The 24,211-nt window shown below is 44.8% G+C and carries 17 protein-coding genes; 10 read left to right on the forward strand and 7 right to left on the reverse strand.

Annotation, left to right across the window (positions count from 1 at the left end; all coding sequences use genetic code 11):
• Positions 1-69: 69 nt before the first annotated feature.
• Complete coding sequence (locus OH456_RS13010; protein WP_171388438.1) at positions 70-840, reverse strand: glycoside hydrolase family 16 protein; 771 nt, start codon at positions 838-840, stop codon at positions 70-72.
• Between the two features lie 434 nt (positions 841-1,274).
• Here OH456_RS13010 and OH456_RS13015 point away from each other — a divergent pair, with 434 nt between their 5' ends.
• A complete protein-coding gene (locus tag OH456_RS13015; protein WP_270033631.1) occupies positions 1,275-2,261 on the forward strand; it encodes a glycosyl transferase family protein in 987 nt (328 codons plus the stop codon).
• A gap of 49 nt (positions 2,262-2,310) precedes the next feature.
• Here OH456_RS13015 and OH456_RS13020 read toward each other — a convergent pair whose 3' ends face one another.
• The 3 genes from OH456_RS13020 to OH456_RS13030 form a co-directional block, all read right to left on the reverse strand.
• Positions 2,311-3,678 carry a TrkH family potassium uptake protein gene (locus OH456_RS13020; RefSeq protein ID WP_038229531.1) on the reverse strand — a complete coding sequence of 456 codons (1,368 nt, stop codon included), beginning with the start codon at positions 3,676-3,678 and terminating at the stop codon, positions 2,311-2,313.
• Positions 3,675-4,337 carry a potassium channel family protein gene (locus tag OH456_RS13025; protein ID WP_006072958.1) on the reverse strand — a complete coding sequence of 221 codons (663 nt, stop codon included), beginning with the start codon at positions 4,335-4,337 and terminating at the stop codon, positions 3,675-3,677. Before OH456_RS13025 ends, OH456_RS13020 begins: the two co-directional genes overlap by 4 nt.
• Before the next feature lie 193 nt (positions 4,338-4,530).
• A complete protein-coding gene (locus OH456_RS13030; RefSeq protein WP_270033632.1) occupies positions 4,531-7,020 on the reverse strand; it encodes a molybdopterin oxidoreductase family protein in 2,490 nt (829 codons plus the stop codon).
• Positions 7,021-7,447: 427 nt separating this feature from the next.
• Here OH456_RS13030 and cobA point away from each other — a divergent pair, with 427 nt between their 5' ends.
• The 5 genes from cobA to OH456_RS13055 all read left to right on the forward strand — a co-directional run bounded on the left by cobA (position 7,448) and on the right by OH456_RS13055 (position 14,587).
• Positions 7,448-8,254 carry a uroporphyrinogen-III C-methyltransferase gene (gene cobA, locus OH456_RS13035; RefSeq protein WP_231892929.1) on the forward strand — a complete coding sequence of 269 codons (807 nt, stop codon included), beginning with the start codon at positions 7,448-7,450 and terminating at the stop codon, positions 8,252-8,254.
• A 17-nt stretch (positions 8,255-8,271) separates the two neighbouring features.
• The gene (gene nirB, locus OH456_RS13040; RefSeq protein ID WP_270033633.1) at positions 8,272-10,827 is read left to right on the forward strand and encodes a nitrite reductase large subunit NirB; all 2,556 of its coding nucleotides are present in this window, start codon (positions 8,272-8,274) and stop codon (positions 10,825-10,827) included.
• Positions 10,828-10,878: 51 nt separating this feature from the next.
• Entirely contained in the window at positions 10,879-11,217 is a 339-nt protein-coding gene (gene nirD, locus OH456_RS13045; protein WP_006072963.1) for a nitrite reductase small subunit NirD, read from the forward strand.
• 55 nt (positions 11,218-11,272) lie between these two features.
• A complete protein-coding gene (locus tag OH456_RS13050) occupies positions 11,273-12,742 on the forward strand; it encodes a NarK family nitrate/nitrite MFS transporter (protein ID WP_270033634.1) in 1,470 nt (489 codons plus the stop codon).
• A 96-nt stretch (positions 12,743-12,838) separates the two neighbouring features.
• Entirely contained in the window at positions 12,839-14,587 is a 1,749-nt protein-coding gene (locus tag OH456_RS13055) for a bifunctional protein-serine/threonine kinase/phosphatase (protein WP_270033635.1), read from the forward strand.
• A gap of 4 nt (positions 14,588-14,591) precedes the next feature.
• Here the strand turns inward: OH456_RS13055 and OH456_RS13060 are convergent, their stop codons facing one another.
• Positions 14,592-14,849: a hypothetical protein gene (locus OH456_RS13060; RefSeq protein ID WP_006072966.1), complete on the reverse strand. Its 258-nt coding sequence runs from the start codon at positions 14,847-14,849 to the stop codon at positions 14,592-14,594.
• 253 nt (positions 14,850-15,102) lie between these two features.
• On the opposite strand from OH456_RS13060, the gene OH456_RS13065 reads away from it, so the two are divergent.
• The 4 genes from OH456_RS13065 to udp all read left to right on the forward strand — a co-directional run bounded on the left by OH456_RS13065 (position 15,103) and on the right by udp (position 20,452).
• Positions 15,103-15,519, forward strand: a complete 417-nt coding sequence (locus OH456_RS13065) for a CBS domain-containing protein (RefSeq protein WP_006072967.1) — start codon at positions 15,103-15,105, stop codon at positions 15,517-15,519.
• Positions 15,520-15,590: 71 nt separating this feature from the next.
• A complete protein-coding gene (locus OH456_RS13070) occupies positions 15,591-17,057 on the forward strand; it encodes an MATE family efflux transporter (protein ID WP_006072968.1) in 1,467 nt (488 codons plus the stop codon).
• 70 nt (positions 17,058-17,127) lie between these two features.
• Entirely contained in the window at positions 17,128-19,440 is a 2,313-nt protein-coding gene (locus OH456_RS13075) for a zinc/cadmium/mercury/lead-transporting ATPase (protein WP_006072969.1), read from the forward strand.
• Positions 19,441-19,693: 253 nt separating this feature from the next.
• Positions 19,694-20,452: a uridine phosphorylase gene (gene udp, locus OH456_RS13080; protein ID WP_006072970.1), complete on the forward strand. Its 759-nt coding sequence runs from the start codon at positions 19,694-19,696 to the stop codon at positions 20,450-20,452.
• A gap of 67 nt (positions 20,453-20,519) precedes the next feature.
• Here the strand turns inward: udp and OH456_RS13085 are convergent, their stop codons facing one another.
• Both OH456_RS13085 and OH456_RS13090 read right to left on the reverse strand, forming a co-directional pair.
• The gene (locus OH456_RS13085) at positions 20,520-21,776 is read right to left on the reverse strand and encodes an MFS transporter (protein WP_270033636.1); all 1,257 of its coding nucleotides are present in this window, start codon (positions 21,774-21,776) and stop codon (positions 20,520-20,522) included.
• Positions 21,777-22,418: 642 nt separating this feature from the next.
• The gene (locus OH456_RS13090) at positions 22,419-23,945 is read right to left on the reverse strand and encodes a diaminopimelate decarboxylase family protein (RefSeq protein ID WP_006072972.1); all 1,527 of its coding nucleotides are present in this window, start codon (positions 23,943-23,945) and stop codon (positions 22,419-22,421) included.
• Positions 23,946-24,211 lie beyond the last annotated feature (266 nt).

A 24,211-nucleotide genomic window follows, 5' to 3' on the forward strand; every position in this document is an offset into this window, starting at 1 on the left:
TTGACGACAGACGGTTCAGTTGTTGGGTAAATAGGTTCTTATCACACTCAAAATCACCTTAAGAGATAGCTAGTTATTGCATTTCGAACGTGTGAAACGGAAATTTCGATAGTGGGCCGAATGGTGAGCGCCAGTACTTTGATCGTACAACCCAGCCCAGTTTGAGAGCTCTGGCGCGGTGGCCCAGATATTCATCATCGCTCTTAGCTTCGTATCGGATTGGCTAGGAATAGGTTGTGTTTCAGTATTGCGCACTTTGTATACCAGTTCATCGTCGATGTACCATTTTATGGTGTTTCTATTCCATTCTATGGCGTACTTATGAAACTCATCTGCGGCGTCAAAATCTAGGTAGTGAATATATTCATTACGCTGCTCGTAGCTATCGTCGTTACTCCAAAAATTAAACTGTACCAAGTTGGTGTTCAGGCCAATAAATTCAATGTCAATTTCGTTATGGATTCCATTGCCACCTTCAGGCTGATCGTAGGGACCTGCAAACAGGAAGAACGCGCTCACGACACCTTCCGCTTTGACAGGCTTCATTTCTACCTCAAAACAGCCGTTCCCATAAAAGCCTTGAGTTCGTATCTCTCCTGATACGATATCTGGATAGCCATGATTGTCGATGATATTGGATAAGTTGAGTGCCAACCCCTGTGGACTAAATTCTGCGTGGTCGTGTTGCCATCGATTTAAAAACGGATAACCGTTCTCCCACCCGTCGGCGATAAACCAACGATTGGTGTCTAATGAGGTCAGCGGGTCGTCAAATGCTTTCCCAGCCTCGGCAGAAGTGGCAAGACACACCATAGCAAGTGTTGTAGTCGTTGTTTTCATTATCGAGTCCTTTCATTGGCTTAGAGCTTTCACCTCGGGCTGAAATCGCTGTTATGGCCCGCTCTTTATAGTAGTTGTGGACGACTGACAATCCATCAGAGCGTTGTAACAGTTTTGAGAAACAACAAAGTTAAGAATCACACTATTGGTGCAACTGCATGATGATAGATCACAGTAAGACGTGGTAAATACAAAGAAATAGATACAAATTGTTGATATTTAGTGACTTTAATAACTGGCAATGTTCTTGCAGTGACATGAAGACTTCTAAATAAGAAGCGTGACATAAAGTGTCTCACTAATAATCAGTTGGCGACGGTGCGTTCTCATTCATTCGAGGCGCACCTTTTTTCTATTGAGTAAGGGATATGTTGTGGCGATGGCTAATTCTTGGATTACAATGGGTGAGTCAGTACATATAAAAAGGATTAAGTTTGTCGATTATTAAAGAGTGTATTCGCACGGTTGGCCGTGGGTCTCGTGGACGTGGTCCGTTAACTCAGGAACAAGCTAAGCAAGTGATGGAAGAGTTTATCGATGGACAGATCGGTGATGATCAAATGGCTATGTTGATGATGCTTATCCGCGTCCGCGACGAAACCCCAGAGGAAATCGCGGGCTTCGTGGAAGGTTTGAAACCTCATTACCCAGATATTAGCGCTGATTTCGACTGGCCATTATATGCGGGTAAAAGAGTAGGGCAGTTATCGGGAAAACCTTGGCATCTTATTGCTGCGAGCATTTTGGCGGAACATGGTGTACGGGTGGTGTTGCATGGCGACTTGGATAAAGAAAGTGATCGCTTACATGCAAAAGACTGTTTGGGTACACTGAATATTTCCAAAGCGGAGGATTTAGCTCATGCACAGCAACTTCTTGACCGCGATAATATTGCCTATTTACCGCTGAACCACTTTTGTCCACTCGCCAAGAAAATGTTGGATTGGAAGCATCGCTACGGTCTAAGAACACCGATCAATACTGTTATTCGAGCCCTGAATCCAGCGAATGCACCTTTTGGTATGCGAGGAAGTTTTCACCCGGGTTTCCAAGAACTGCACGCCAAAGTCGAACATCTTCTCGCTCGACATGGAAGAGACAACAATGACTATCAACGAATGCTATCGTTCAAGGGACAAGGTGGTGAAACGGAATACAATCCGAAAGTAAGCCAAACTGTGTGGTGGGTCGAATCCGATACGATTCATTCTGAGTACGTTGAAGAAAATATGGCCGAGCTAGCGCTTCCACAACACTGTCCATTACAGACACCGCAAGAAGAAATGCAGTTGATGGCAAATACCGTTGTATCCACATTGACGGCAGCGCTGTTTTCAATTTCAGGGGATTGGCAACAAGCATCCGAGAAAGCAAACCAATACTGGAATGGTTATTGCGAGACTCCACACTCAAGTTGTTAAGTAATAAACAGGCGCAGCCATTGACCGCGCCTGTTTTAGTTTACCGTTATTAACCTGTCAGGACGTTGTCTTCAGGGTATTTTAGTAATGTCGGTTTTGGTCTGGCTAGCATGTAGGCTAAGGTTAGTGGTCCAACACGACCAATAATCATCACGACAATCATAATCCACTTACCTTCGGTATTGAGTTGAGCAGTTAAACCTGCTGTTAGTCCGACGGTAGCAAATGCCGATATGGTTTCAAACAACACTTGTTCAAATTTTGCCTGTTGGGTGACCATAAGTAAGAACATGGCGATAGTCAAAATAGCGCCGCTCACCACTATGATTGCAAGCGACTTAGTAACGGTCTGCCAACTAACAGTGCGATTAAAGATCTCCACGTATTGTTTCTGCCTTAAGAATGCCCATGTAGCATAGAAGGCAACTGCGAATGTCGATACCTTAATACCACCACCTGTCGATGTAGAGCCTGCACCTATCAGCATTAAGATAATCATAATCAGTAGGGCAGGTTGCCCAAACTGAGCGATATCAACGCTATTAAAGCCAGCAGTACGAGCACTTGCCGACTGGAAGAATGCGGAGAGCCATTGTCCACCAAGAGGTAAAGCCCCTAAAGTTTCTGGGTTGGTGCGTTCCAGTAAGAAGAAAAACAGTGTGCCGCCCAACAACAAGATGGGTGTGGCAGTGAGCATGATTTTTGTATGTAGCCCTAGCCTAGAAAAGCCTTTCTTACCGTTGATCGCAAGATCACTGACCACGGTAAAGCCCAACCCGCCGAAGATGAATAACCCAGACAAAACAAGCAGAACGACTGGCTCTGATGCGAAACTCATCATACTATCTGAGAACAAAGCGAAGCCGGCGTTATTAAAGGCGGAAATCGCGTGAAATATCGAATAAAACACGCCTTGAGACAAGCCCATTTCGGGGATCCAACGCATAGCTAAAACGGCCGCACCGATAGCTTCGGCAATGAAGGCAAAAATGATGATTTTTTTCACTAACCCTTTAATATTGACCCGGCGATCTTGGCCAAGCGCTTCTTGGGCCAAAGCTTGTTGCTTTAGGCTTAATCTAACACCAAACATGTAGAGTAAAACCGCTGAAAGCGTCATTTGCCCAAGGCCGCCAATTTGCATCAACAGCATCAGTAACACTTTCCCTGAAGTCGTGAAATGCTGACCAGTATCGACCACACCGAGTCCAGTCACACTGATAGCGGATGTCGCCGTAAAGAAGGCGTCGCTAAAGCTCAATCCGGTAACCGAAAATACGGGTAGTGTCAGCAGCAAAGCTGAGGGTACTAAAACCGCCAAAAAGCTTGCTACTATAAGGTAAGGCTCTGACGGTACTGCTGATTTCCTAGTGAGTTTAATCGGGTAAATCAGACCTTTTTGGAAACGACGATTCATGACAGTCTGATCTTTTCGTGCAGGTCTTTTTCTGGGCCAGCAACAATGATCATGTCACCAATTTCAAGTGTTTGACTCATTTTTGGGTTGGCGTCCAGCTCAGGACCGCGCTTGAATCCCAGTACTTTGACATTGCTAGCTTGGCAAATGGCGACGTCAGCCAAGGTTTTGCCCATTAACTTATTGCCAACGACGATTTCGGTTAGCGCTAAGCCACTTCCTAGTTCATTGAAAGCAATCACTCGGTTATCAAGCATACGCTGCGCTACTCGGATACCCATATCTCTTTCAGGCATGATGATTTTATCTGCCCCTATCTTTTGCAAGATTTTGTACTGGAACTTGTCATTCGCCTTAACCCACACTTTCTTCACTTTGGCTTCTTTAAGCACCAGTGTGGTGAGAATACTGGCATTGATGTCATTACCTATGGATACCATCACCATGTCGAACTCATTCAGTCTGAGCTCTTCAACGGTTTCTTCTATCGTACAGTTGGCAATAATGCCTTGTGCGACGATTTTAGACACTTCCTTTACACGATCTTCATTGATGTCGATAGCAAGAACTTGAGCACCGGCTTCAGATAACTCTTTACAGATACTCATTCCAAAACGCCCTAAACCAATCACGGCGTATTGTTTGGTCACTGCTTTCATAATATCTACCTGCTTACTTTGTTTTTATGCATTCGGAGCTTAACGCTAGGTGGCTGTTGTTTAAATATAGTATTAATTATCGGATAAAAATTTCAGTGTTATCTGACAATAACAGCGGTTCACGTAAATATACATTAAGCGCCTAAAACGTAGACAGGTCAATGCTCTATTCGATTCGGCTATGTCGAGGAGATTAGGTTCGACTCATAAACTGGCTTTCCAGATGGTCGTTGACTGATTGCTCAAACAAAGATGTCAACCAGTCTAGGTCATGTTCTTGTACCGTGTTTTTTACGATAAAGGCTCGTTGCATAACATTGGCGCTAATGACTGCTTTGCGATGTTCCAAATCCGTAATACCTCCATCAAATGACAGCGTTTTGTTGTTCTTTACAGCAATGATGTTTGTGAGCTGTACGATGAGCGACATGGCATCACATTTCGAGGCTATACGATACAAGTAGCCGGATTCAACCTTCTGTTTCACCCAGTACTCCATGTCAATGAGGCTTAACGGAGTGCGGCTGATGAGCAACGCTTCACACTTTTTTGGCCAAAGCTCTATTGATACTGGGGTATGTTTGAATTCGGGTTGGCCAGAAAAAGGGTCAGTATTGGGCGAGATAAGTTTACACGCTTTTGCATTACTGGCGGTTGCTAAGTTCCAGTGAATGGGTACAAAGGCGTGCTCAGCAGTCACGTCGGAATCTACCGCTACCCGCATGTGAATATTGGCGTGTGGGTTGGATAGCTCTGCGATGTCTCCAGATTTAAGTCCCCACATGAGCGCTGTATCAGGATGCAGGCTTATAAACGGTTCTGGAGTATGAGAGGCCAGATGAGGTGACAATCCAGTACGGCTCATGGTGTGCCAATGATCTCGCGTCCGGCCACTGTTAAGCAAAATAGGCAGTGCATTGCTGGTTGTTTGTTGTGGGGCTTGATAATCCGTGGCGACAAAGTGTGCTTTTTGGTCAGCAGTATAAAACTGATGTTGGTTAAACAATCGCTGGTTGACGATATCGGTTTGTAGCGTTAACACTGGCCATTGTTGCGGAATAAGCGTGTTATAGCCTTTGTCATCCAACTGAGTTAACCCACTTAATGTCAGATCACGCTGTTGACCGCCCTCATTACCTAAGGTCGTCATGCGAGCATACTCGTTGAAGATTTGCCCCTCATGTAGATAATCAAAAGCATTGGTGAAACCCATTTTCATTGCCACCTCGCTTACTATCCACCAATCAGGCATAGCCATGCCAGGGCTGGGAAGCAATCGACGTTGTCTTGAAATACGGCGCTCAGAATTGGTGACCGTGCCCGATTTCTCGCTCCAACCTTGTGCGGGTAAAAGCACGTCAGCTAGTTGGGCGGTTTCGGTTTCCTTAATACAATCCGAGACCACTACAAACGGGCACTTTTGTAGCGCTGATTTTATTTTTTCTGAGTTAGGTAGACTCACCATGGGGTTGGTTGCCATGATCCAAATCGCTTTGATTTTTCCTGCTTCGACTGCGTCAAACAGGTCGATCGCTTTAAGGCCAGGCTTAGTGGCAAGAGTGGAGGTTTTCCAAAACTCACTAATTAATGAGTGATGCTGTGGATTATCAAACTCCATATGACTTGCTAATGTGTTTGCCAGTGCACCTACCTCTCTTCCTCCCATTGCATTAGGTTGCCCAGTGACAGAGAAGGGGCCCATGCCAGGCTGTCCAACTCTGCCTGTAGCGAGATGGCAATTTAGAATGCTGTTGACTTTGTTCGAGCCACTGCTGGATTGATTAACGCCTTGCGAATAGATGGTGACGGTTTTTGGGGTGTTAGCAAACAGAGTGTAAAACTCTTCAAGTTGCGATTGAGTTAGCCCTGTGATGGAACCAACGTCGACCGTCTGCTTCGCAACGGCCAACGCGTCATCAAACCCTTGCGTATGGTGTTCTATGTAGTTTGCGTTGAGCTGTCCCGTCAGTGAGAGATGATTCAATAGCCCGTTGAACAGAGCAACATCACTGCCAGAATGAATGGCGAGGTGTAGATCGGCAAGCTCACAAGTTGCGGTTTGACGAGGGTCAATTACCACCACTTTCATATTTGGATTATTCTGCTTAGCAGTCTTTAAGCGTTGAAAAAGGACCGGATGACACCACGCCAAGTTAGAACCAGTAATGACAACCAAGTCAGCCAGTTCGACATCTTCATAGACCACGGGGACAGTATCGCTGCCGAAAGCACGTTTATGGCCTACGACGCTCGAGGCCATACATAACCTGGAATTACTATCGATATTGCCGCTGCCAATAAAGCCCTTCATGAGTTTGTTGGCGACATAGTAATCCTCAGTGAGCAACTGACCTGATACATAGAATGCGACAGAGTCAGGACCATGTTGTTGAATGGCCTTCTGGAATTGCTCAGCGACAAGAGACGTCGCCTCATCCCAAGTCATAGACTTTTCCTCTAAAGCATCAATGCTGCGAGTGCGATGGATCGGTGATAAAAGGCGACCGTCGGTAATGACCGTATCCCCAAGTGCGATACCTTTGGTACACAGTTTGCCATAATTGGAGGGATGCTGTTTGTCGCCTCTTATTTCCAGAAGACCGTTTGCTTTTGGTCTCGCTTCAACACCGCAACCGACTCCGCAATAGGCACATGTTGTCTTAATCCAGCCTTCTTTAGTCATAACCTTTATCCTTGCTGATAATTTCCGTTAATTGTTGTTGAAAGCAAAACGCGCGCCATTGGGGTATTGTTGGGTTAAATATGTATTTATCCCTAATATAGTCAATCAATACAAATGGTTAGCCCGTGTACCACTAAAGTGGTATATGGGCTTTTTTGACAAAATATCAGTTATTTATTGTTTATTTGCACTGTTTTGGGATTTATCGCACTAAAAATGCTCAAAATCTTCTCTAATTGGATTTTTGTGGGTGTTGTTTTTGTGTTTCTAAATCAAAGGCTGAAATTATATTTCATTGTTTTTAAAGAGTTTATTCAAAAAATAACGAGACTATTATCATCGCTGGCATCCTTATTGCCTCTAAGTTGGCAAGCGAATAAAAAAATTTCGCCTGTCTATAAGGAGAAATGCCATGCAAGGAAATAGTATGAGAAGTAATCATATCTCATTGGTGGGTGCTGGACCGGGCGATCCTGATTTGCTCACGGTTAAGGCTCTTCGAGCAATCCAATCTGCTGATGTCATTATCTTTGACAATCTCGTTAGCCAAGAGATCAAGGCACTTTTTCCATCCAACAGCGAGCAGGTTTATGTTGGCAAAGCTAAGGGTTGCCATAGCTATACCCAGCAGCAAATTAACCAAACCTTAATCGACTATGCCCATCGAGGTGGACGAGTTTGCCGAGTTAAAGGGGGCGATGCCTTTATATTCGGTCGTGGCGGAGAAGAAATGCTACTACTCAAAAAACAAGGCTTTGATGTTGATGTTATTCCTGGCATTACGGCTGCTTCGGGGTGCACCACATACTCTGATATCCCGCTTACTCATCGCGGTTTAGCTCAAGGGTGTACTTTTATCACCGCCCATGCCGAAAAGGAATTGGACATACATTGGAAGGCACTGGCTGACCTGAATCAAACTCTCGTTATCTACATGGGATTAAGCAAAGCGGAGATGATTGCGAGCTCTCTTATAGACGCAGGTTTATCGGCGTCTACCCCTGTAGCGTTAATTGAAAACGGCTGTTGCCCAGCACAAAGAACGGTGCTGGGCAGTTTGGATGAGCTTGTCGAGTTAAGAGATAGTCATCAAATTCAGTCGCCTGCTCTCATTGTAATTGGCCAAGTGGTTAAAGTGGCCGAGCAAATGCAGTGGCTGTCGCAGCTCAACGAACGAGTATTGATGGAATCACCAAAACAAAATCAACAACACAAATTACAGCTGACAGCGTAATTATGAAAGGAAGCATTATGAAAACACAAAGGATTGTGGTGGTCGGCAATGGGATGGTAGGCCACAAGTTCATTGATAGCGTGATTGCTGCAAACGATGAGTCTGCGCAAATTATCACGTTTTCAGAAGAGTCGCGACTTGCTTATGACCGCGTGCAGCTTACCAGCTATTTTGATGACGACAAAGGTGCTGAGTATCTTGCGCTAACCGATGAAACTTACTATCAGAATCATGGGGTTAACTATGTCTTAAACGACAAAGTTGTCTCGATTGATACAGACCAAAAGCAGGTGACAACCGAAAGTGGGCGTCAGGAGAGTTACGATAAGTTGGTACTTGCCACGGGTTCATTTCCTTTTGTACCGCCCATTTCTGGTAATGACCAAGAACACTGTTATGTTTATCGCACCATTGAAGACCTAGATGCCATCGAGTCGGGCAGTAAAGTCAGTAAAACAGGCGTCGTTGTCGGAGGTGGATTACTCGGCTTGGAGGCCGCTAACGCGATTAAAAACCTTGGTTTAGATACGCATGTGGTGGAGTTTGCCCCGCGCCTTATGGCGGTGCAGCTTGATGAAGGTGGCGGCGCATTGCTGCGCAGGAAAATTGAAAATTTAGGCGTATCGGTACACACCGATAAAGCGACTACTGAAATTATTGCAGGTGAGCAGGCTCGCTATCGAATGAATTTTGCTGATGGTACTTACCTTGAGACCGACCTTATTGTCTTCTCGGCTGGCATTCGTCCTCAAGATGAGTTAGCGCGTCAAGCAGATATTGAGATAGGGCCGCGCGGCGGAATAGTGATTGATGATCAATGCCGCACCAGCGTCGAGGATATCTATGCGATTGGCGAATGTGCGTTGTGGCAAAATCAGATCTTCGGGCTTGTTGCACCGGGTTATCAAATGGCAAAAGTCGCAGTTAGCCAAATTGTCGATTCATTGGAGCCACTGGCATTTACTGGTGCCGATATGAGCACCAAACTTAAATTGTTGGGCGTTGATGTTGCGAGTATCGGTGAGGTTCACGGCAAGACAGTTGGTGCGCAGTCATACACCTACAATGACGAAATTGAGCAAGTCTACAAGCGGCTAATTGTGTCTGAGGATGGCAGTAAAATTGTAGGTGCTGTTTTGGTAGGGGATGCTGATGCCTACGGCAGCTTATTGCAACTCAAACAAAACGACATGGCTCTCCCAGACAGCCCTTCGGTATTGATTCTGCCTAATGTGGCTGACGATAGCTCAGCAGGACTCGGTGTAGAGGCTCTGCCTGACTCTGCGGTGATCTGCTCCTGTTTTGATGTGACAAAGGGTGATATCAAACAAGCGGTGGCGAGCGGTTGTAACACGATGGCTGCGCTAAAAGATACCACTAATGCATCGACAGGTTGTGGTGGCTGTTTAGCGTTAGCAAAACAAGTACTCGATAGTGAGTTGATGAACCTCGGCGTTGAAGTGAACAACGATATTTGTGAGCACTTTGCCTATTCCCGTCAAGAACTCAGCGACATTATTCGCGTTAACCAAATTAAGACGTTCGATGAATTACTATCTAGCCATGGCTCTGGGTTGGGCTGTGAGATTTGCAAGCCAACAGTGGGCTCAATTTTAGCGTCGTTTTGGAATGACTATATTCTGGAAGAGCAACACATGGAGCTCCAAGATACCAACGATATCTATTTGGGTAATATGCAAAAAGATGGAACATATTCGGTGGTTCCTCGTATCGCTGGTGGTGAAATCACACCAGATAAATTGATTGTACTTGGTCAGGTAGCTAAAGATTTCGACCTGTACACCAAGATTACCGGAGGTCAACGCGTTGACTTGTTTGGGGCACAACTCAATGAATTGCCTTTGATTTGGAAACGATTGGTGGAAGCTGGATTTGAAACCGGACACGCTTATGGCAAATCGGTACGAACGGTGAAATCGTGTGTCGGGAGCACATGGTGCCGCTATGGTGTCGGTGACAGTGTAGGTTTAGCTATCGACATTGAAAATCGTTACAAAGGACTAAGATCGCCTCACAAACTGAAGTTCGCTGTCTCAGGCTGTACTCGTGAGTGTGCAGAAGCTCAGTCGAAAGACATTGGTGTGATTGCCTCCGACAAAGGTTGGAACTTGTATGTGTGTGGTAATGGTGGAATGCGTCCTCGTCACGCCGACTTGCTAGCCACTGATCTTGATGAACAAACACTGATTCGCTATATCGACCGTCTATTGATGTTTTACGTCCGCACTGCAGACCGTTTACAACGAACTTCTGTGTGGCTTGAAAACCTAGAAGGTGGCATTGAATACCTCAAACAAGTGATTGTCGATGACAAATTGCAACTCGCCGATGAGCTGGAAAAAGACATGGCTACCAATGTCGGTAAGTATCAGTGTGAGTGGAAAACCACACTCGAAAATCCAGAGAAACTAAAACGATTCCAACACTTTATTAATACCGATGAGCTGGATGGTAACCTTCAGTTTGTCAATATTCGCCAACAAAGATTCCCAACTAATAATAAGAAACAAGCGCTTGTTTTGGAGCAACGTATTGATGTTGTTGAAGTTTAACGACGTTGCCTCGCTATAGGCGAATGAAATTTGATAGTTAAGGAGAAGAATATGAGTCAGTGGTTAACTGTTTGCTCAACTGATGACTTAGTACCCCATACCGGAGTGTGTGCTAAAGTCGAAGATAAACAGGTCGCTATTTTCTATTGTCAGCGTAGCGACCAACTGTACGCGCTTTGCAATTACGATCCTTTTGGCCATGCCTATGTGATGTCTCGCGGCATTATGGGCTCGCTAGATGGCCAACCTTGTGTGGCTTCACCGCTTTACAAGCAGCACTTTAACTTACAAACGGGTGTCTGCATTGAAGAGCCAGAGGTCCAACTGACTCGGTTTGATGTACGAGTCAGTGGTAATGATGTTCAACTCAAGTTGCCACTTGCAGCTTAACTCTTCGTGTACAAGGAAACTTGATCAACACATTGATCAGTAAAAGGAATTTGTTATGGAAAGCACTAAATTTAATTTGTTTTCGTTTTCTGGGAAGATGAAAACACTGCACTTAAGCTGGATGGCCTTTTTTATTACCTTTGTGGTTTGGTTTAACTTTGCACCATTACTTCAAATGGTAAAAACGTCATTGGGCTTATCAACACAAGAGATCAAAACCTTACTTATCCTCAACGTGGCGTTGACGATACCAGCGAGGGTAATCATTGGTATGTTGACCGACAAATATGGTCCACGTCTGGTCTACTCCGCATTGTTGGCAATATGTTCTATTCCATGTTTTGTTTTTGCGTTGTCAGATTCATTTATTCAAGCGGCTATCGCTCGTTTCCTATTAGGTTTTATTGGTGCAGGGTTTGTTATTGGTATTCGTTTAGTATCTGAGTGGTTCCCACATGATGAACTGGGTACTGCGGAAGGTATTTATGGTGGTTGGGGCAACTTTGGCTCAGCGGCGGCGGCTTTCACTTTACCAACCTTGGCTCTGATGTTTGGTGGTGACGACGGATGGCGCTATGCCGTTGGTGTGACGGGCCTAATGAGCTTGGTGTTCTCAGTCATTTTTTATCGCAACGTTCAAGATACGCCAAAAGGATCGACTTACTTTAAACCTAAACATTTAGCAGCGATGGAAGTGACATCGAAAGGGGATTTTTTCTTTCTGTTGATCATGAAGATCCCTATGTATGCTGCACTTGCGCTACTCGCTTGGAAACTGGCGCCATCGAATATTGGCATGTTGAGTGACACGGTGGTTAACGCCTTCTATGTAGGCTTGGTTGCTCTATATGGATTCGAAGTTTCTCAAGTTTGGAAGGTCAATAAATCTATTTTCTCTAAGCCTGTTGCGCAAATGCATCAATATAAGTTTAAGCAAGTCGCGGTGCTGAACGTCTTATATTTCGCTACGTTCGGCTCGGAGTTAGCGGTGGTCTCAATGCTACCTCTGTTCTTCTCTGAAACGTTTGAATTAACGCCTGTTTTAGCGGGTATGGTGGCTTCGGCTTATGCCTTTATGAACTTAATGTCGCGTCCGGGTGGCGGTTGGATCTCTGACAAATTTGGCCGTAAATCGACACTGTTAATTCTAACCGCAGGTTTGGCGGTGGGCTATTTCATGATGGGCCAGGTCAACAGTGAGTGGCCGCTGTGGCTTGCAGTATGCGCAGCCATGGTTTGTTCATTCTTTGTTCAAGCAGGAGAGGGGGCGGTGTTTGCGACAGTGCCATTAATCAAGCGCCGCATGACAGGTCAAATCGCTGGAATGACTGGCGCTTACGGAAATGTCGGTGCAGTGGTGTACCTGACGGTTCTGTCATTTGTTGACTATCAAACCTTCTTCTATGTTATTGCGGGGACAGCGGTTCTTGGGTTCGCAACCTTGATGTTTATGGAGGAACCCAGTGGTCAAATCGCTGAGGTAAACAAAGACGGTAGCGTAACGTTAATCAATGTATCTCATTAAAGGTCATCGGGGAGTGAGTATTTAGCGTGCTCACTCGTTCAAAAGCTCTGCTTGCACAGAGCTTTTGTTCTTCGACAGGTTCAATAGGGAATGATCATGGGATTACCGCTTAACCATCCACAAACGCTGACGACATCTTACGGAGGCGTGTCTTCTGCTGGTACTCGAAGCGAAAACCAAGATGCGTTTGTGGTTCGAGAGCCAAAACTACAAAGTGAGTTGGAAACCAAGGGTATGCTTGCTTGCATTGCCGATGGTGTGAGTTGCAGTGAACACGGGCAAAAAGCCAGTCACACCAGTGTGATGCAGTTTGTCGCCGATTATTATGCAACGCCAGAAAGTTGGAGCGTTCGGCGTTCGGCCATTCAGGTATTGACGTCATTGAATACTTGGTTATATGAGCAGAGTCTAAAGCAACCGCTGAAGCATAATGGACTGGTTACCACCTTTAGTGCCGTTGTCGTCAAATCCAATACGGCGTATCTATTTCATGTGGGTGATAGCCGAATCTATTTGCTTAGACAGGGCAAACTCCGTTTGTTAACCAGAGATCATCAGCGGACCAACATCGGTAAAGCGGCGTACCTAACTCGCGCTTTAGGCATGGATAGCAAATTGGAGGTCGATTTTCAGACCGTAGCCGTCGAAACTGGCGATCTTTTCTTGCTCTCAACCGACGGGGTACATGATTTCATCACTGAGAAACAGTTGGTCAACGTTATCCAAAATCACCTCCAAGGCTTTGAGACACGAAGCCAAGCATTGACGGATCTTGCCATAGAAAATGGTAGCCAAGACAATGTCACCAGCTTATTGGTTTCTATCGATCATGTTCCCAACCTAACATTGCATGAGTTTCAACAACAATCACTTAACCAAGTGGTGCCACCCCCGCTTAAAGTGAACAACAGAATTGATAGTTACACGGTGACAAAAGTACTTCATGCTGGAACTCGAAGCCATGTTTATGAGGTGAGGCAGGAACAGACGGATCAGAAGTATATTCTCAAAGCGCCTTCTTTACTGCATGTGGAAGATAAACAGGCTCTACTCGACATAAGTAATGAGTATTGGGTGGGAACGCATGTGAATAGCCATCGAATCATGCGTACTTATCCACGACCTGCTAATTCTCCCTTTCTCTACTTACTATGTGAGCCGATAGAAGGGATCACGTTGAGGCAGTGGATGCTTGATAATCCGGCGCCGAGCTTAGACTCTGTGAGGAGTATTGTTTCTGAGATAGTAAAAGCGGTGCGAGTGTTGCAACGGTTAGATATGGTACATCGCGACTTAAAGCCGGAAAATGTGATGATATCAGAGTCGCTGCAAGTGACTTTGATTGATTTGGGGTCTGTTTCGGTAAAGGGCTTAGACGAAGCAAGACAAGAACAATGTGCTCAAATGCCTAAAGGCGCGGCGAATTATATTGCCCCTGAGTATTTGAATGGCAACGAAGCGACAACTGTATCCGATTTATTTTCTGTTGCGGTAATGACGTATGAAATGCTGTCTGGCACGCTTCCCTATAAAGCGGCGATTGCACGTAGTGTCGACAGTGCACGCCATCAACAGTGGAAGTATCAGAGTATTCAAATCACCAATCCTGAACTCCCCCTATGGTTGGATATGGCCTTAAAGAAGGCTTGTCATCACAATCCGCAACATCGTCATCAAGCGTTGGGAGAGTTCTTATTGGATTTGAGCCAGCCGAATAAAGCGTTAATGAAACAATATGAGACGAGCCCGCTCATTAAAAAGCACCCATTGCTCTTTTGGAAGGGAGCGACAGCATTGCTTGCATTATTGGCCGCCATCGAGTTGATGCTATTAATGATTCAATAGCTGTTTATTTGACGCGCATAAGCTGGTGTTTAGTGCGACCAAGTTCAAACACTAAGATTTGTGAGCGCTTCATGCTCTCGACTTTACTCAGCATCTCTTGATCGTAGCCTTTGCCTTTCATCCAAGACAACGGAGACGAGAACTGATCTTCATTGACCACATATGACTGGTCTTTGAGTATGGACTCGGAAACATGGACTACCCAAATGCGAGAGCGAAATTCGACCGCATTCGCAAGAGAATTGAGAAGTTTTTTTAGCATGAAAATGACTCAGTGCATTGAGTTAACAGACAATAAGGCGACCGATTGTTACAAAAATCTTAACAATAAGATAGGCAAAACAAGAAAATTCGTCTTACGCTTAATTTAAACGGGACAAACAATTCTTACTTAACATCATGGATTGATAGGTAATGTCTATTACAAGAATCGTAGAATCCCATTTAGCAATATTGAAAATTTGGACAACAATAAACTTATCAAGATTAAGTTATTGGGGCTGAAGGAGATCGCCATGGAATCGCTAAAAGTTAAAGACTACATGACTCAAAGAACGGTGACCTTTACACAAGACATGTCATTGAGTGCTGCGCTTGATAAAGTCATGCAATCTAACCACCTTGGTGGTCCAGTTATTAATGAACGTGAACAAGTTATTGGCTTTATTTCGGAACAAGACTTGCTCGACAAGTTGGTTAAAGTTAGCTATCACTGTCAAGACACGCATACTGTTGGAGATTGTATGCATCAAGAGGTGCTGTCAGTGACACCTGAAACGTCCATCATTGAACTCGCAGATATGATGAAGGTCGGTAAACCGAAAGTCTATCCTGTTATCGACAATGGAAGATTGGTAGGGACGATTACTCGCCGCGATGTACTTCGAGCCATCGGCAAAAATATTGAAGCGTGCTTCAAACATCCTGTGTAAACTAAACAATATTCCCCTATGGGCGCTTCGGCGCCCTTTATTGTTTGTTGCATGTAAATAAAAGGACTGATATGGCGGACCAATCGGCTAAATTCGTTGAAGGATCAACCATGAGGCATATCCTGGTGATGTCAGGAACCTCCACTGTCGGAATCATGGCGATATTCATTGTCGATTTACTCGATATGCTGTTCATCAGTATGTTGGGTCAAGCTGAACTGGCTGCTGCGGTTGGGTTCGCTGGTACGTTAACCTTTTTTGCAACCTCCGTTTCTATAGGAACTTCCATCGCTATGGGTGCATTAATGTCCAAAGCGATTGGAGCTAAGAACGTAGATTATGCAAGGCAGATAGGCTCTAGTGTTCTTGTCATCGCATTTATCATTAGCGCGATTGTAACGGCAATAATGTGTGCCTACATTCCAGAACTGCTGACGGCCATCGGTGCAGAAGGGAGAGCACACGAGAGAGCAGAAGCCTACCTTTGGATCTTATTACCGAGTACGCCTCTGATTGCTTTAGGTATGGCTAGTGGTGCAGGTTTGCGAGCTGCGGGTGATGCGAAACGGTCGATGTGGGCAACGCTTGCGGGTGGGATCGTTAACGCTATATTGGATCCTATTTTCATTTTCGGTTTTAACTGGAATGTGGAAGGGGCCGCCGCCGCTTCGGTGGTCGCCCGATTTGCTGTGTTCTATTTCTCGTTTGCACCGTTATTACGTGTTCACAAATTACTAGCCAAACCTACATATTCGAATGTCATTAGTGATGCCAGAGTGATGTTGGCGATCGCTATTCCTGCCATTATTACTAATACCGCAACGCCTATTGGTAATGCGATTGTGACCACTGCTATTGCCCAATATGGTGAGGATTTTGTTGCTGGGTTTGCGGTAATAGGTCGTCTGACGCCAGTTTGTTTTGCCTTTATCTTTGCGCTGTCTGGGGCTGTTGGGCCTATCGTGGGGCAAAACTATGGAGCGGTAAGAATTGATCGTGTGGAGGAAACGCTAAAGAACTCACTCATCGTGACGACCATCTACACATTAGTGGTTTGCGCTTTATTGTATCTTCTCCAACAGCCGATTATTAACATGTTCTCGTTAACCGGTGATGCATCGCTGATCGTGGCGGCATTTGCGACTTATGTAGCGATTACCTTTGTGTTTAATGGTGTGCTGTTTGTTGCGAATACGTCGTTCAATAATTTGGGTAAGCCACTGTATTCTACCGCACTTAATCTGAGTAAGGCGACTTTAGGTACTTTGCCATTTGTGTACTTAGGCTCATTATGGTTTGGTGCGTTGGGCGTCTTGTATGGACAAGCGGTGGGTAATATCGTGTTTGGGGTGTTAGGTTACATTGTTCTTAAATTCCATATCTCTGAACTGCGTAAGACTGGCGAATGTCAAAGTACAGAAGAAGACCCAAGTTTGGTTTGTGTTAACTCTCAACCATTCAGTACAACAGATCCGGTTATGATTAATGATGTGTCGAAAGTTGAGGAGCAGTTAGAGTCGCCAACACTATCAGGGTAAAATTCTTCTTGACCTTGGAGCTAGCTCCAAGGTTTACACTTGGGATGTAGGATAAGCAAAGGAGAATCCCATGTGTACAAAACATAAAGCGTGCAGCTCACAATCTATCAACGCTATTCGTCCCGCGGGTGATGCGTGCAACGCGCCAAAAATCGCACAAGTAACGGCCATTTCTAGCGAGCAATCTGCGGATTGTTGCGACTCAGAGAGCAGTTGCTGTGCGTCAGAACCTGATGAACCTGCCGCCTCCGGTGGGAAAAGTGAATCTGATTCTGGACTATTAAAATCTTGGAAAGTTGTCGGGATGGACTGTCCTGCATGCGCCAGAAAAGTGGAATCAGCAACCAATAAGTTAGCTGGTGTGGTGAGTTCTAAAGTTCTGTTTGCCACTGAAAAGTTGGTGGTTCGAGTTAATGATGCTGCGTTATTTACTCAAGTTGAAGCAGCCGTTGTTGATGCTGGCTTTACTCTGAACGCTCTAGATGGCAGTACCAATGGAGCGCCGCAAGACCAACTAACAGGCTGGAAAAAAACCTTAAAAGACAACTTTCATATCCTTGCTATCTCTACCGGTATGGCGATCGCTGCTGCGTTTAAAGGCAGCTTGCCGCAGTTAAGCGAATGGCTATTCACGCTTACATGTATTCTTGGTCTTATCCCTATTGCCTCAAAGGCATTGAAACTTGCCAAATCTGGTACTCCTTTTGCCATTGAAACACTAATGAGTGTGGCGGCGATTGGTGCTCTGTATCTCGGTGAAACGGTAGAAGCTGCAATGGTTCTGTTACTGTTTCTTATCGGTGAGCGATTGGAAGCGTTTGCTGCTTCTAGAGCGCGCAGTGGTGTCCAAGCGTTAATGTCCTTGGTTCCAGAAGAAGCTACAGTGATTGTAGATGGTGTGCGTCAAACCAAGAGTGCATCGGCACTTGTGCCCGGTGACATTATTGAAGTTGCACCTGGTGATCGTATGCCAGCCGACGGTTCGTTATTGGATGCTAACGCCAGCTTTGATGAAAGTGCATTGACAGGCGAATCGCTCCCTGTCGAACGCCATATCGGTGAGACCGTTATGGCAGGTGCGGTCCTTGCAGACAAAGTTGTGCGACTCACGGTTACGTCCAAACAAGGTGAAAACGCCATTGACCGCATTCTCCACCTCATAGAAGAAGCGGAATCGAGAAAAGCACCAATCGAGCGATTCTTGGACAAATTCAGTCGTTGGTACACACCATTAATGATGTTGGTATCGCTACTAGTAATTATCACGCCGCCTCTTATGTTTGCACAGCCATGGGAAACCTGGGTGTATCGTGGTTTAGCGTTACTGCTAATCGCTTGTCCTTGTGCGCTTGTGATTTCAACACCAGCAGCGATTACGTCAGGTCTTGCCGCGGCAACAAGACGTGGTGCACTGATTAAAGGCGGAGCAGCGTTAGAGCAGTTAGGCAACGTTCAAGCTATTGCATTTGATAAAACGGGTACACTGACGTTAGGCAAACCTCATGTTACTGACGTAGTAGTGACAGCAGATTTGGATACTGAGCAAGTGTTGGCGCTATCTGGCGCGATTGAACAAGGTTCAAATCATCCTTTAGCAACGTCATTGATTAAGCACGTAGAGCAGCGTGGCATTACTATTCCAGAAGCCCAAGAGAAAAAAGCGCTGGTTGGTGTTGGTATCGAAGGTATTGTTGATGGTAGTAAGTGGATATTAAGCGCACCATCTAAAGTGACTTTTGACATTGCTGATGAGGTGATGGATAAAGTAGTTGAGCTGGAAAATGGCGGTAAAACGGTGGTGGTACTGGCAACAGAAAACACGGTGAAAGGTATCATTGCATGGCAGGATGAAGTTAGAGCGGATACCGCAGAAGCGGTGGAAAAACTCGCTAAACTCGGTATCGATACCATCATGTTGACAGGTGATAATGAGCGAAGCGCACATGCGATAGCAACGCCTCTGGGTATGGATTATAAAGCAAGCTTGTTGCCCGCAGATAAAGTCACCTTTGTAAATGAGTTAGCTCAAGGTCGTCGTGTCGCTATGGTCGGCGATGGCATCAACGATGCACCTGCGATGAAAGCGGCCAATATTGGTATTGCTATGGGTGGGGGGACTGATGTTGCGCTGGAAACGGCTGATGCAGCTTTGACTCATAACCGCTTGAGTGAGCTTCCTGTGATGATCGAACTCTCAAGAGCAACACTCAGTAACATTAAGCAAAATGTTACGTTAGCATTGGGTTTAAAAGGCGTATTCTTAGTCACTAGTCTTTTAGGTATTACAGGGTTATGGGTTGCTGTCTTGGCAGATAGTGGCGCTACCGCCATCGTGACCCTCAACGCACTGAGATTACTGCGTCATAAATCTAAATTTGATTGAATGTAGTACTCAGCTTCGCTGTATTTATAAATAATTCCATCAATAAACCGCCCCTCTGTAGGGCGGTTTTTTTGTGAACAGCAAAGAGTTATTCGTGTAATTTATAGACCGATATGACAATAAAGTGTGATGCAAACCGTTTTTATTTGAAATGTTGATGCTGTTACATTAGTAAAGTGTGATCTGTGTACGTTTATGTTTGGCGTGATCTTATAAGCTTTACCACATATCCAAGAGACAAAAGGAGTCCCCCATGTCCCAAGCTGTTTTCCATCTCGGAGTAAATAAAGAAGATCTACAAGGCGCTACACTAGCGATTATTCCAGGTGACCCAGCTCGAGTTCAAAAGATCGCTGAGTTAATGGATGAGCCAGAGTTTTTGGCTAGTCAACGTGAATACACAGTATACCGTGCAAAACTAGACGGTAAGACGGTTGTTGTTTGTTCGACAGGTATTGGTGGTCCATCAACTTCTATTGCTGTTGAAGAACTGGCTCAATTGGGCGTTCGCACTTTCTTGCGTGTTGGTACGACCGGTGCGATTCAATCTGACGTAAACGTTGGCGACATGATTGTCACCACTGGTTCTGTTCGTCTAGATGGTGCAAGCTTGCATTTTGCTCCTATGGAATTCCCTGCGGTAGCCGATTTCGATGTAGCAACGGCAATGAAAGAAGCAGCAATTGAAGCGGGTTCTACGGTTCATACTGGTGTAACGGCATCAAGTGACACTTTCTACCCTGGCCAAGAGCGCTACGACACCTTCTCAGGCCGTGTTGTTCGTCGTTTCCAAGGTTCTATGGAAGAGTGGCAACAAATGGGCGTACTGAACTTCGAAATGGAGTCGGCAACGCTACTGACTATGTGCGCAAGTTCTGGTCTAAAAGCTGGCTGTGTTGCGGGTGTTATCATCAACCGTACTCAGAAAGAAACGCCTGACCATGATACGTTGAAGCAAGCGGAAACTCGCTCTATCAAAGTGGTTGTAGAGGCTGCGCGTAAGCTTCTTTAAGCATTGATTCAATTAGAAAAGCCTCCTGTTATGGAGGCTTTTTTTTAGTCAAAAATCGCCAAATTTGCTAAGCATGTTTTGTCGAGGTTTGGTGTTTTGCTTCTTTGTTGTCACGAGTGACGGCCCAAATACATACAAAGGCAACTGTTGTTAGTACACCAATGGCGACGGGTAATGCGCTCCAGCTAAACGATTCGACAGTAAAGCCGCTGATCGCGCTGCCAGTTGCAAAACCGATGGAAATGAAGAACATCATTAGCCCTTGCGTATATCCAGCGCCAACTCTTGTTAAGCGGGAAGCGACGGCTGGAGAGCACATGTCTGTCACAGTAATACCTTGTAAATAAATGATGACTAACGCAACAGGGAAAATAATGGTTGGTATGAGTTGGAACTCAGCAATAAAGTAAAGTGCTGCAACAACAACAATAGACGCTACCGTACACAGCCTAAATAGTGCTGCTGGACCAAATTTAGCTGAGAAGCGCTCGGCTATAACGACGACGATTAACCCCAGCACTGCTGAAATTGATAGGCTGGTGGCGGAGACTGCTTCAGATACCGAGAACGCATTTTTCATTAAGTTTGGGAATTGAGCTTGAAACGCGCCTTGACCTGCGCATAATGCTGCGACAGCAAAAAGGAATAGACCGAATTTAGAAAACAGCACACTCAACAGATTCACTTTTTGTTGAGACTCAGCTTTCGCTGCTTCTTCGCGAGCTTTTGCGGTATCAAGTACTCGCTGACCAGCCTGTTTATTAGTCATAAAGGTGATCAAGGCTAATACAGCGACGGTGCCCATCATCGTGTAAAAGCTCGTTTCATAGCCAAACCCTCCATCGGTTAAAGCTGCTAACACGCCACCACCAATCAAAGTACCTATAATAGCGGCTTGTGCCATTCGACCCAGTTTGAGAGCTTCCGTTTTATTGTCATAACCGGCGAAAGCGATAAAGACGGGGTTTAACATTAATAGTGTTGCAGAACCTAGACCAAAGAAAATAGAGCCAATCGCCATCATCGTAAAGTCACTGCCTGAAGCGATGTAGCAGAAACCGGCAATCACATACGCCACCATGCCTAAAAACTGAGCTAATCGATGTGCTTTATATTTGTCTGCTAATAAGCCAATAATAGGAGCTGCAAGACCCGCTACACCGAAGAAGCCCATCGCTAAGCCTGCATTGGCAAAACTGCCGGTTCGCTCTGCGACAAACGCAGGCATTACGATCGGGATAAACACAAGCTGGACAAAGCCATAGGCAAGGTGAGCGGAGAACCAAAGCTCAATGCCCAGTTTATTACATATTTTTTTTAGCATAATCAATCTGCGTTTCCCATTTAGCTTCCCTCGTTCAATCGAAAGAAGATAAAATTTCAACCCGCATCCTTCTAATTAATATTTCAGCCATCGTGGCTGCAATCACACTGATAAGTTTTCAAGAAGTGAATTATTAAAATTAATAAAAAATCTTTTGTTAAAAATATTATTAACAAAAAACACCTAATAGGATGATAGTCATTCACTTGATAACTGTTACTTAAGTTAGCTAGAGATACTCCTTTTGGATATACCTTAAATAGGTACAAAGTAGTGTTATATATTGCTCTATGTCTCAATATTATTTTCCTAAAATAGTAGCGATAATTAATTGCAAATAGCTTTGTTTATTTGTTAACTATGATGTTTTTGAAATGTTAATTTATATAAATTACTTTCAATGCCAGTTATTGGCTCTATCTATGTGATATTAAGTTGGATTAAAGTAGGTTCTATTAAATGATCGGATGGAAACAGCTGGTATAATTAATGGAAAACCTACCCAATAGAGAAGTAATGTAGGTTTATGTAATTAGTAGACGGGAAGTTTAGATAATAAAAAGGCTTAGCAATAAGCTAAGCCTTTTAAATAGAACAGCTCATATGACAATTGAGAGGTTTCTATTCCTGATACGTTAAAGCTTACGCTTTAGCGGTTTTCTTTTTAGCGATTTCTGCTTTGGCCTTCTTAAAACGTTCTGGAAGGATTTGAGTAGCGAATACGTCCTCAACTGTTTCTGCACGCTTAATGAGTTCAGCTTGACCATCTTTAACAAGCACGGTTGCTGGACGTGGCAGTGAGTTAAATTGACTCGCTTGAGATTCAGCGTAGTGACCCACATCCATAATTGCTAGTACGTCTTTTGGCTCTAATGCAGGCATTGTTGCAGCGCTTTCCCAGATTGAAGGAATACAGATTGGACCCGCAATTTCTGTTGTTTTCTTAACAAGAGGTTGTGTCATCTTGTTTGCTGGTAGTACAGGGTTCTTCGACTCTTGAGACTCTACTAGCGTTGCTAGATAGGTTGATGCATCAACCATAGTGTAAGTGTAATCCATCTCTTGGTCGTCCTTTACGACGTATACAGATGTCAGTAGAGTACCAATGTTACCTGCAATGTAACGGCCAGGTTCTAGCCATAATTGTGGAACTTCGAAGCCTTCTTTAGTGAACTCTTCTAGCATACCTTCACAGACGATTTTTGCGTAATCTTCGATAGTGTTGGAGTTCATCATGTGCTCTTTGCTACGACACTCTGGCTCACGTTCACGAGGCCAACCACCACCTAGGTCCACTTGGAAAGGTTGTACACCACATTCACGAGAGATCTCGATTACGTTACGTGCATACTCACGGTATAGCGCATCCCAACCTTCAGGCTGCTTAGAGAAGCGACCTAGGTGAGTATGGAAGCCGTAGAATTCGAAGATATCGATTTCTTTAACGCGGTTGATGATTTTTTTCGCTTCTTCTTTAAGTAGACCGAATTTAATCCACTTCATCGCACCGATAAAGTTAGGGAACGGGTAAGCGTCTGGTTCGAAGTCGTTGAAGAAATCTTCAGGGATGACTTTTAGGCGTACCGCGATACGTACTTTCTCAGCAGGCTTCACTTCACGAGCGATACGCTCAACAATCTCGATCTCTTCGTAAGAATCTAGGTGGATAGCGTAGCCGTATTCAATGGCTTTGCGGATGGCAAGCTCAGGTTTCACTGTACCGTTTAGTGCGATAGTTTTTGGATCAGCGCCCGCAATGTGAGTCGCTTCAACTTCACCGGGACCGAAACAGTCGCCACCAACACCTTCCTCATTACAGATAGCGCGAACCGCAAAGTTTGTGTTCGATTTGATAGCAAACATAACGTTTACCGGTTTTGGCCAGTAGTTCCCGAAGGCGTTTTTCACACGGCGTAAGTTACCACGCAGTGTGTCTTCGCTTAGAACGAATAGCGGGCTGCCATATTGTTCAATAAGGTCAGTCGCTTTACAACCACCAATCAATAGATCGTCGCCCTGTGTGGTTAACTCGTCAGTTGGAGTCAATAGGTTGTTTAGACGCTCAGCGTAGTTTTGGTTAGCTTTGTGCTCTGCAAGTAGTTGTTTTTGTTCTTCAAGAACAACGCTAAGGTTGTTTACACTTTCTTCTAAGCGGTTTTGAATTGTCATCTTCGACCCTTACTATTTAGTCAATGATTATCATGAAGTTACATTCGATTTATTTACGGAGTTTTGGACTCTACAAAGGCTCGAATGCGGTATTGATTTGTTGCTGTTGAGTATATTCTTGGGCGTTGTCCCCAAGCACATCACTCAGCGTCAAAAAAACTTACGCTAGCGAAAAATAACAACTTGCATCAGGAAGCAAAATCATTCCTCTGGTGAATGAATGTGGCTTTCTGACTTTGGTGTTGAAGTGGTTATTAGAGCGTGAC

The sequence above is a fragment of the Vibrio sp. La 4.2.2 genome (assembly GCF_027586995.1).
Taxonomy (GTDB): domain Bacteria; phylum Pseudomonadota; class Gammaproteobacteria; order Enterobacterales; family Vibrionaceae; genus Vibrio; species Vibrio mediterranei.